The organism is Rhodanobacter lindaniclasticus (genome assembly GCF_004799035.1).
GTDB lineage: Bacteria > Pseudomonadota > Gammaproteobacteria > Xanthomonadales > Rhodanobacteraceae > Rhodanobacter > Rhodanobacter lindaniclasticus.
In genome coordinates, this window is sequence record NZ_MWIO01000081.1 from 1 (window position 1) to 8190 (window position 8190).

The 8190-nt window shown below is 68.3% G+C and carries 12 protein-coding genes; 9 read left to right on the plus strand and 3 right to left on the minus strand.

Going from position 1 to position 8190, the window contains the following annotated elements; translation table 11 throughout:
- The 5 genes from B1991_RS17740 to B1991_RS17760 all read left to right on the plus strand — a co-directional run.
- The coding region (locus B1991_RS17740; protein ID WP_136260004.1) for an FAD-dependent oxidoreductase at positions 1–943 on the plus strand (943 nt) is incomplete at its 5' end.
- A 100-nt stretch (positions 944–1043) separates the two neighbouring features.
- A complete protein-coding gene (locus B1991_RS17745) occupies positions 1044–1868 on the plus strand; it encodes an NAD-dependent protein deacetylase (RefSeq protein ID WP_136260005.1) in 825 nt (274 codons plus the stop codon).
- Between the two features lie 98 nt (positions 1869–1966).
- Positions 1967–2425: a peptide-methionine (R)-S-oxide reductase MsrB gene (msrB, locus tag B1991_RS17750; protein ID WP_136260006.1), complete on the plus strand. Its 459-nt coding sequence runs from the start codon at positions 1967–1969 to the stop codon at positions 2423–2425.
- The gene (msrA, locus tag B1991_RS17755; RefSeq protein WP_136260007.1) at positions 2422–2949 is read left to right on the plus strand and encodes a peptide-methionine (S)-S-oxide reductase MsrA; all 528 of its coding nucleotides are present in this window, start codon (positions 2422–2424) and stop codon (positions 2947–2949) included. Before msrB ends, msrA begins: the two co-directional genes overlap by 4 nt.
- A 68-nt stretch (positions 2950–3017) precedes the next feature.
- Positions 3018–3581 carry a hypothetical protein gene (locus tag B1991_RS17760; RefSeq protein ID WP_136260008.1) on the plus strand — a complete coding sequence of 188 codons (564 nt, stop codon included), beginning with the start codon at positions 3018–3020 and terminating at the stop codon, positions 3579–3581.
- 5 nt (positions 3582–3586) lie between these two features.
- On the opposite strand, the gene B1991_RS17765 is transcribed toward B1991_RS17760, so the two are convergent.
- Together B1991_RS17765 and B1991_RS17770 are read right to left on the minus strand one after the other, a co-directional pair.
- A complete protein-coding gene (locus B1991_RS17765; RefSeq protein ID WP_168709704.1) occupies positions 3587–4750 on the minus strand; it encodes a lipase family protein in 1164 nt (387 codons plus the stop codon).
- A gap of 43 nt (positions 4751–4793) precedes the next feature.
- Complete coding sequence (locus B1991_RS17770; protein WP_136260010.1) at positions 4794–5195, minus strand: DUF4198 domain-containing protein; 402 nt, start codon at positions 5193–5195, stop codon at positions 4794–4796.
- A 246-nt stretch (positions 5196–5441) separates the two neighbouring features.
- Here B1991_RS17770 and B1991_RS17775 point away from each other — a divergent pair, with 246 nt between their 5' ends.
- Together B1991_RS17775 and B1991_RS17780 are read left to right on the plus strand one after the other, a co-directional pair.
- Positions 5442–6368, plus strand: coding sequence for an aminotransferase class IV (locus B1991_RS17775; RefSeq protein WP_136260011.1), 927 nt, complete (start codon positions 5442–5444; stop codon positions 6366–6368).
- Positions 6365–7117: a sulfotransferase-like domain-containing protein gene (locus tag B1991_RS17780; protein WP_136260012.1), complete on the plus strand. Its 753-nt coding sequence runs from the start codon at positions 6365–6367 to the stop codon at positions 7115–7117. Before B1991_RS17775 ends, B1991_RS17780 begins: the two co-directional genes overlap by 4 nt.
- A 29-nt stretch (positions 7118–7146) precedes the next feature.
- On the opposite strand, the gene B1991_RS17785 is transcribed toward B1991_RS17780, so the two are convergent.
- Positions 7147–7365 carry a hypothetical protein gene (locus B1991_RS17785; RefSeq protein WP_136260013.1) on the minus strand — a complete coding sequence of 73 codons (219 nt, stop codon included), beginning with the start codon at positions 7363–7365 and terminating at the stop codon, positions 7147–7149.
- 136 nt (positions 7366–7501) lie between these two features.
- Here B1991_RS17785 and B1991_RS17790 point away from each other — a divergent pair, with 136 nt between their 5' ends.
- Positions 7502–7864 carry a DUF1428 domain-containing protein gene (locus B1991_RS17790; protein ID WP_136260014.1) on the plus strand — a complete coding sequence of 121 codons (363 nt, stop codon included), beginning with the start codon at positions 7502–7504 and terminating at the stop codon, positions 7862–7864.
- Positions 7865–8004: 140 nt separating this feature from the next.
- Positions 8005–8190: PAS domain-containing protein (locus B1991_RS17795; protein ID WP_136260015.1), on the plus strand; the 186-nt coding region annotated here is incomplete at its 3' end.

Genomic DNA, 8190 nt, shown 5'->3' on the forward strand with positions numbered 1-8190 from the left:
GCGGATGCCCTTGCGCGCGGCGGCGGCAATCTATGCCGCGCGCAAGGGCATCCGCACCGGCGTGGCGGCCGAGCGTTTCGGCGGCCAGGTGCTGGACACCATGGCGATCGAGAACTTCATCTCGGTGCCTTACACCGAAGGCCCGAAGATGGCGGCGGCGCTGGAACAGCACGTGCACGAATACGACGTGGACGTGATGAACCTGCAGCGCGCCGAGAAGCTGGTGCCGGCCAGCGACGCCACCGGCGGCCTGGTCGAGGTACAGCTGGCCAACGGTGCCACGCTGAAATCGAAGACGGTCATCCTCGCCACCGGCGCGCGCTGGCGGCAGATGGGCGTGCCCGGCGAAGACCGGTACCGCAACAAGGGCGTGGCCTACTGCCCGCACTGTGACGGCCCGCTGTACAAGGGCAAGCGCGTGGCGGTGATCGGCGGCGGCAACTCCGGCGTCGAGGCGGCCATCGACCTGGCCGGCATCGTCAGCCACGTCACCTTGATCGAGTTCGACAGCAAGCTGCGTGCGGATGATGTCCTGCAGCGCAAGCTGCGCAGCCTGCCCAACGTGGACATCATCGTCAGCGCGTTGAGCACCGAAGTGCTGGGCGACGGCCAGAAAGTCAGTGCGCTGGTCTACAAGGATCGTGTCAGCGAGGAGATGCATACGATCGAGCTGGAAGGCATCTTCGTGCAGATCGGCCTGCTGCCGAACACCGAGTGGCTGAAGGGCACGCTGGAGCTGTCGTCGCGGGGCGAGATCGTCATCGACGAGCGCGGCCAGACCTCGCTGCCCGGCGTGTTCGCCGCCGGCGACGCCACCACGGTGCCGTACAAGCAGATCGTGATTGCGATGGGCGCCGGTTCCACCGCCGCGCTGAGCGCGTTCGACCACCTCATCCGCAGCCCCGTGGCGGCGCCGGTCGAAGCCGAGGCGGTGGCCGCCTGATCCGGCCACCATGGCAGCCTGCGGTTATCGCCGCGGGACTGCCACGGGGTGGTTATGCTCAGGGCAGTCGCTTTCGGCTACCTGACCCGGCTTGCCAGACATGACTCCGCTGCAGCAGTTCATCGAAACCCATCCGCGATTGTTCGTGCTGACCGGCGCGGGCGTCAGTACCGACTCCGGCATCCCCGACTACCGCGACCGTGAAGGCGAGTGGAAGCGCGCGCCGCCGGTGACGCTGCAGGCCTTCATGCACGAACACGCCACGCGCCAGCGCTACTGGGCGCGCAGCCTGATCGGCTGGCCGCACTTCGGCCAAGCGCGCCCGAACCCCGCGCACCTGGCCCTGGCGCAACTGGAGCGCCGCGGACAGATCGAACTGCTGGTCACCCAGAACGTCGACCGCCTGCACCAGCGTGCCGGCAGCGAGCACGTGGTCGACCTGCACGGCCGGCTCGACGAAGTGCGCTGCATGGCCTGCGACTGGCGCCTGTCGCGCGATGCATTCCAGCAGCAGCTGATCGAACGCAACCCGGCCTGGCAGCACCTCGATGCCGCCATCGCCCCCGATGGCGACGCGGACCTGGACGGCCAGGACTTCGCCCGCTTCGACTTGCCGTCGTGCCCGCGCTGCGGCGGCATCGTGAAGCCGGACGTGGTGTTCTTCGGCGAAGGCGTGCCGCGCGAACGGGTGGAAACGGCCACGCAGGCGCTGCATGCGGCCGGTGCCGTGCTGGTGGTCGGTTCCTCGCTGATGGTGTATTCCGGCTACCGCTTCGTGCAGGCGGCCGCCCGGGCTGGCAAACCGGTGGCGGCAGTGACGCTGGGCCGTACGCGCGCCGACGCCCTGCTCAGCCTGAAGGTGGACGCCCGCTGCAGCGATGCCCTGGCGTTCGTGCTGGACGCCGAACCGCTGGCCGCCACCTGACCGATGCGGCGTAACCTTGCCGCGTTTCCAGCGAACCCCATGTCAGGTAGCGACGCCGCTGGTGGCGGCGTACAACATCGACCATCCCGGAGGTTCCCATGTCGACATATCGCAAGACCGCCGAAGCCGTTGCCCGGCTCACGCCGGAGCAGTACCGGGTCACCCAGCAGGCCGCGACCGAGCGCCCGTTCGACAATCTCTACAACGCCCATGCCGCGCCCGGCCTGTATGTGGACATCGTCTCCGGCGAACCGCTGTTCAGCTCGCTGGACAAGTTCGACAGCAGCTGCGGCTGGCCCAGCTTCACCCGCCCCGTGCAGGACGAGCGCGTGGTGGAGAAACACGATGCCAGCCACGGCATGATCCGCACCGAGGTGCGCTCGCGCGACGGCGACAGCCACCTGGGCCACGTCTTCCCCGATGGCCCGCGCGCCAGCGGGGGTTTGCGCTACTGCATCAATTCCGCCTCGCTGCGCTTCATTCCGCTGGAAGAGCTGGAGAAGGAGGGCTACGGCGAGTTCCTCCACCTGTTCGACAACGAGAGGGACGACGCATGAGCCCGACCAGCGAACGCGCCATCCTGGCCGGCGGCTGCTTCTGGGGCATGCAGGAACTGATCCGCCAGCAGCCCGGCGTGCTGTCCACCCGCGTGGGCTACTCCGGTGGCGACGTGCCGAACGCTACCTATCGCCACCACGGCAGCCACGCCGAGGCGATCGAGATCAGCTTCGATCCGGCGCGCATCAGCTATCGGCAGCTGCTGGAGTTCTTCTTCCAGATCCACGACCCGAGCACGCCGAACCGCCAGGGCAACGACTGCGGCGCCAGCTATCGCTCGGCGATCTTCTACACCAGCGAAGCACAGCGGCAGACCGCGCTGGACACCATCGCCGATGTCGACGCCAGCGGGCTGTGGCCGGGCAAGGTGGTGACCGAGCTCGCCCCCGCCGGCGATTTCTGGGAGGCGGAACCCGAGCACCAGGACTACCTGCAGCATTACCCCAGCGGCTACACCTGCCACTTCATCCGGCCGGGCTGGAAGCTGCCGCGCCGCGGCGGGGAGACCAGGCAAGCCGGCTGATCGCTGGCGCGAACCGAGCTACTCGGGCAGAGTGCGTTTCCGCAAATCCGCACTGATCCGAATCGCCCATGGATGCTTTCAGCTACCTGTCCGTCCTGCTCTCGATCATCGTGGGCCTGGCAATCACCCAGGTGTTGCAGGGTCTGCGCGGCCTGATGCTGGCGCGCTCCAGCGCCACGATGTACTGGCCTTCGCTGGCATGGGCCATCGTGCTGCTGGTGCTCGATGTGCAGGTCTGGTGGGCGATGTACGACCTGCGCCTGCGCCAGGATTGGAGCTTCCTGGGCTTCTCCGTGCTGCTGGCGCAAACCGTGCCGTTGTACCTGCTGGCCGGGCTGGTCCTGCCGGACATCGTCGTGGGTGAACCGGTCGACCTGCGCCGGCATTACTACGCCAACCACCGCTGGTTCTACACCTTGCTGGTGCTGCTGCTGGTAATCAGCCTCGGCAAGAGCTGGATGCTCCATGGCGCCCTGCCCCGGACGCTGGACACAGGCTTCCAGCTGATTTTCATTGCCGCCTCCCTGCTCGGCGCATGGACCGCCCGCGAGTGGCTGCACAAGGCGCTGGTGATCTTCAGCGCCACGCTGGTGGCCGCCTATATCGCGATGCTGTTCGCCCACCTGCGCTGAACGCGTCAGCGCAGCAGCACATCCACGGCCTGCCGGGCCATCGTGGATACCACGCGAAACAGCATGCCGAGCACGTATTCGACGAAGGCCACGGTGATGCTGACCGTGGCCGCCACGGTGCGGCCCATGAAACGCATGATCGCAGTGATCAGGTTGCGGATCATGGCGGCCAGCCGCAGCGATTGCAGCGCGCCGGAGTAGAGCAGCCGCGCCAGCGTGTCCAGGATGGTGGCGCCGCCCAGCACGGTCAGGCCTGCGCCGTGACCCAGCGCGGAGAGGATCCAGTCCAGCGCGCGGAGAATCCAGCGCAGGGCGGTCGCCGACAGCATCATGCTTGGCCCGCCGACCGCGGCGGCCACGCCCAGCCAGGCTTCGGCCTGCTCGAAGCTGTCCGGCCCCTCCTGCAGCACCGGCAGCCCATGCCACGTGGCGTCGCCGACCGAGCGGCGATACTGCGGCATCAGGTGCGCTTCGATGGACACCAGCTTGCCCGGGCCCTTCATGCGGTAGGCGGTTTCGCGCCAGGGCATGTGGCTGTACGGGTAGACCGGCACCATCGGCACCAGGTCGGTGTCGTGGTACACGCGATGGATCGCGTCGGCGCCCAGACGCCGGGTGAGGTATTGCGCGTGCGGCTCCAACCCGGCGCGGGGCGCGCCGAAGGTGTACAGCTGCAGCCTGCAGCCGAGGTCGCCGAGGCTGTCGGCCACCAGCGTGGCGATCGCGCCACCGAGGCTGTGGCCCACCACGTGGATCGTGGATACCTCGGCCGGCGAGCCAATCGCCTGGCGGATCTGTGGCAGCAGGCTCTGCGCCGCCGCCCAGAAACCGGCGTGCACCGTATAGCCGCTCGGCCCGGTGACACCGCCCATGCGCAGGTTGCTGAGCCAGTCGTAGGCGCTGGTCTTGAAGGTGCCGCGGATCGAGACCAGGCGCTCGCGTTCGCGCGCATTCCTGCCGCGCGCCACGTAGCCGAAGCCGGTGCGCTGGCTGATCGGCGAACTGCCCAGCCCGGTCGAGCCGGTCAGTCGCGTGCCGCCCATGAGGTCGAACGACTCGCGTGCCGTCGGCGCGGCGGTCGCCGCATCCACCATGTCGGTGGACAGGCGCAAGGCATACGCACTGTCCGCAATCTCGGCGGCCTGCGCCGGTGAAAGGTCATTCGACATCCCCATCCCTCCCCGCTTGCTTCCAGTCAACTGAGCTTCCGGCTCAGATCGCCTTGCAGATACCGTAATGCGTGCCCTCGAAGTCGGGCGCGCGGGTCAACTCGCATTCCAGGTCGAGCGGCTTGCCGTCGAGCTCGGAATTCGGCTCGTAGGAATTCTTGGTGTGCCGCCAGGCCGTGTAGTCGCGGCCCTCGTAACGAATGATGATCTTCTGCAGGATCACCGGCTGGTGCGGCACCGCGCGCAGCACGCCGGGGCGATGCTCCACCGCCGGAAAGCGGAAGCGGCCCTGCGCATCGCTGAGCGTATGCGCGGGCGGCACGTCGTTCTTGTTGTCCGACCACACCACTTCCTGCACCAGCTCGGCGCCCTGCACCGGCTTGCCGTCGCTCAGCACCGTGCCGTGCACCTCGGAAAACAGCACCAGCGGACTGGACAACCCCATGGCGCACCCCTCGGACAAAATGGAAGCCAACAAGAAAAATGCCGCCGTCGCGGCCATGCCCGGCCGGCGCCAACGGCAATGTCGCATGCTCCCGCCTGGTTTCCCCACATGCATCGCCTTGCCCCGGCCGCCCGCCTGCACGCTACCGTACCGACAAACCGGCACCGAAAAAAGTGGCCACGCCCGGATGCAGGAATGCCGTGGCGGGAAAGGGTAACCTGCACGCATTCCGACAAGGCGACCGGCATGAGCAAGGGCACCCACGATTACCTCGGCGACGCGCGCAACGAATCCATCCGGATCAGCGTCAACGGCGAGCTGTTCGCGCGCCACGAGGCGAAGGTATCGGTGTTCGACAGCGGCTTCGTGCTCGGCGACGGCGTGTGGGAGGGCCTGCGCCTGCACGACGGCGGCCTGCCCTTCCTCGACCGGCATCTGGACCGCCTCTACGAAGGCGCCCGCGCGATCGACCTGGACATCGGGCTGGACCGCGACGCGCTGACCGCACGCATTCTCGACACGCTGCGCGCCAACGGCATGCAGACGGACGTCCATATCCGGCTGATGGTGACGCGCGGGATCAAGGCCACGCCGCACCAGGATCCGCGCTTCGTGATCGGCGCGCCCACCATCGTCATCGTCCCGGAATACAAGCAGCCGCTGCCGGCCACGGTCGAGCAAGGCATCCGCCTGTTCACCGTGCACGTGCGCCGCGGTGCGCCCGACGTGCAGGATCCCAAGCTCAACAGCCACTCCAAGCTCAACTGCATCCTGGCCTGCATCCAGGCGCAGAAGGCCGGCGCCGACGAGGCGCTGATGCTCGACCCGCACGGCTTCGTGGCCACCTGCAACTCCACCCACTTCTTCATCGTGCGTGGCGGCCAGGTGTGGACCTCCAGCGGCGACTACTGCCTGGGCGGGATCACCCGCGCCAACGTGATCGCGCTATGTCGCGACAACGGCATCCCGGTGTTCGAGAAGAACTTCAGCCTGACCGACGTGCACGGTGCCGACGAAGCCTTCGTCACCGGCACCTTCGCCGGCGTGGTGCCGGCGCGCGAGATCGATGGCCGCGCCATGGCCGGCGGCAAGCGCGGCCCGATGGTGGAGCGCCTGCAACGGCTCTACATGGCGTTGGTGGAGAAATCCGGCCGGGAAGGCCCGCGCGCATGAGCGGGCCGGGCGAGGGCCTGCGCATCGCGATGTGGTCCGGCCCGCGCAACATCTCCACGGCAATGATGCGCGCGTGGGAGAACCGCAGCGACACCGTGGTGATCGACGAACCGTTCTACGCCCACTACCTGCTCGCCACCGGCGTGCAGCACCCCGGCCGCGACGAGGTGCTGGCCGCGCAGAGCAGCAACGCGACCGTGGTGGCGGCGATGCTCACCGGCCCGATCCCCGACGCGCATCCGATCTGGTACCAGAAACACATGACCCAGCACATGCTGGCGGGCATGTCGCTCGACTGGCTGGACCAGGTGTGCAACTGCTTCCTGATCCGCGCGCCGGAGTCGGTGGTCGCCTCGTTCACCATCCAGCGCCCGGACGCGGCGGCGTGGGAGCTGGGTTTCGGGCAGCAGGCGCGCCTGTTCGAGCACGTCTGCGATCGGCTGGGACATGCGCCACCGGTGATCGACGCCAGCGACGTGCTGCGGGACCCGGCCGGCATCCTGGGCGCGCTGTGCGAGCGACTGGGCATCGGTTTCAGCCCTCGCATGCTGCACTGGCCCGCCGGGCCACGCGCCAGCGACGGTGTGTGGGCGCCGCACTGGTACGCCGCGGTGGAGCGGTCCACCGGCTTCGCACCCTATCGCGATCCGCCGACGACGCTGAGCCCCTTTCAGCGCCGGCTGGCCGAACAGGCACGCAGGCACTATGAGCAGCTTGCACCGTATCGGCTGCTCGCCGCCGGGCATTGACCCGCCCCCGGCTGCACCAGGAGTGTGCGCTAGGCCCATGGCTCCGATTCGGCCAGCAACTGGCACAGCCGGGCGTCGTCCATCGCGGCCAGCTCGTCCTCGGCCAGGCGCAGGTTCTCTGCCGGCAGGGCGAGTTGGCGAATCTCCCCGTCGCCGGCGTGCGAGAACACCAGCAGCACGTTTCCGTACGAGGCATCCAGCAGCGCGGCCTGCCAGTGTCCGCCCTGGAGATCGTCGAAACTGCGCATGCCCTGGTCCTGCCCTTCCGCGGTGATCCGCCAATTGTATCGGCGCGCCCCGGCGCAGGCGTCGATCCCGCCCCGGCTCGTTCGTCGCATGATTGCAGACCGGCCGATCCGGCCGCGTCATCCACCGGAGCCCACCATGTCCTACATCGACGGTTTCGTGATCGCCGTGCCCAACGCCAATCGCGCGCGGTTCATCACCCACGCAGGCACCTTCGACCCGATCTTTCTCGAACTCGGCGCCATCCGCGTCATGGAGTGCTGGGGTGAGGACGTGCCCGACGGCAAGCTCACCGACTTCCGCCGCGCCGTGCAGGCGACACCGGACGAATCGGTGGTGTTCTCCTGGATCGAGTGGCCCGACAAGGCCACCCGCGACGTCGGCATGGAGAAGTTCATGAAGGATCCGCGCATGGAGGCGGCCGCCGATTGCCCGTTCGACGGCAAGCGGATGATCTTCGGCGGCTTCACGCCGGTGGTCAGCGTGCCGGACCGACCGTAGGCGGCCTTCGCGGCCGGGTCGCGCGGGCAGCCGCGGCCCGCACGCATCGGTGAGCTCCGGCGGGTGGCCTCCGCCCCGCCGGTTGGCCATACTGCGCCAACCGGTACGCCCCAAGGCCGGATGCTCCCAACCGGCAATCCATGATTCCCAAGCTGCCCCCGCTCGCCGATGTGCTGAACCTGATGCCCGATGCCGTCTGCGTGGTCGACGCCGACGGGCGCCTGCTTTACGTCAATGCGAGCTTCGAGCAGATCCTCGGCTACGCGCCGACCGAGGTGCTCGGCCGGCGCATCTTCGAACTGGTGCATCCGGACGACCGCGCGGCC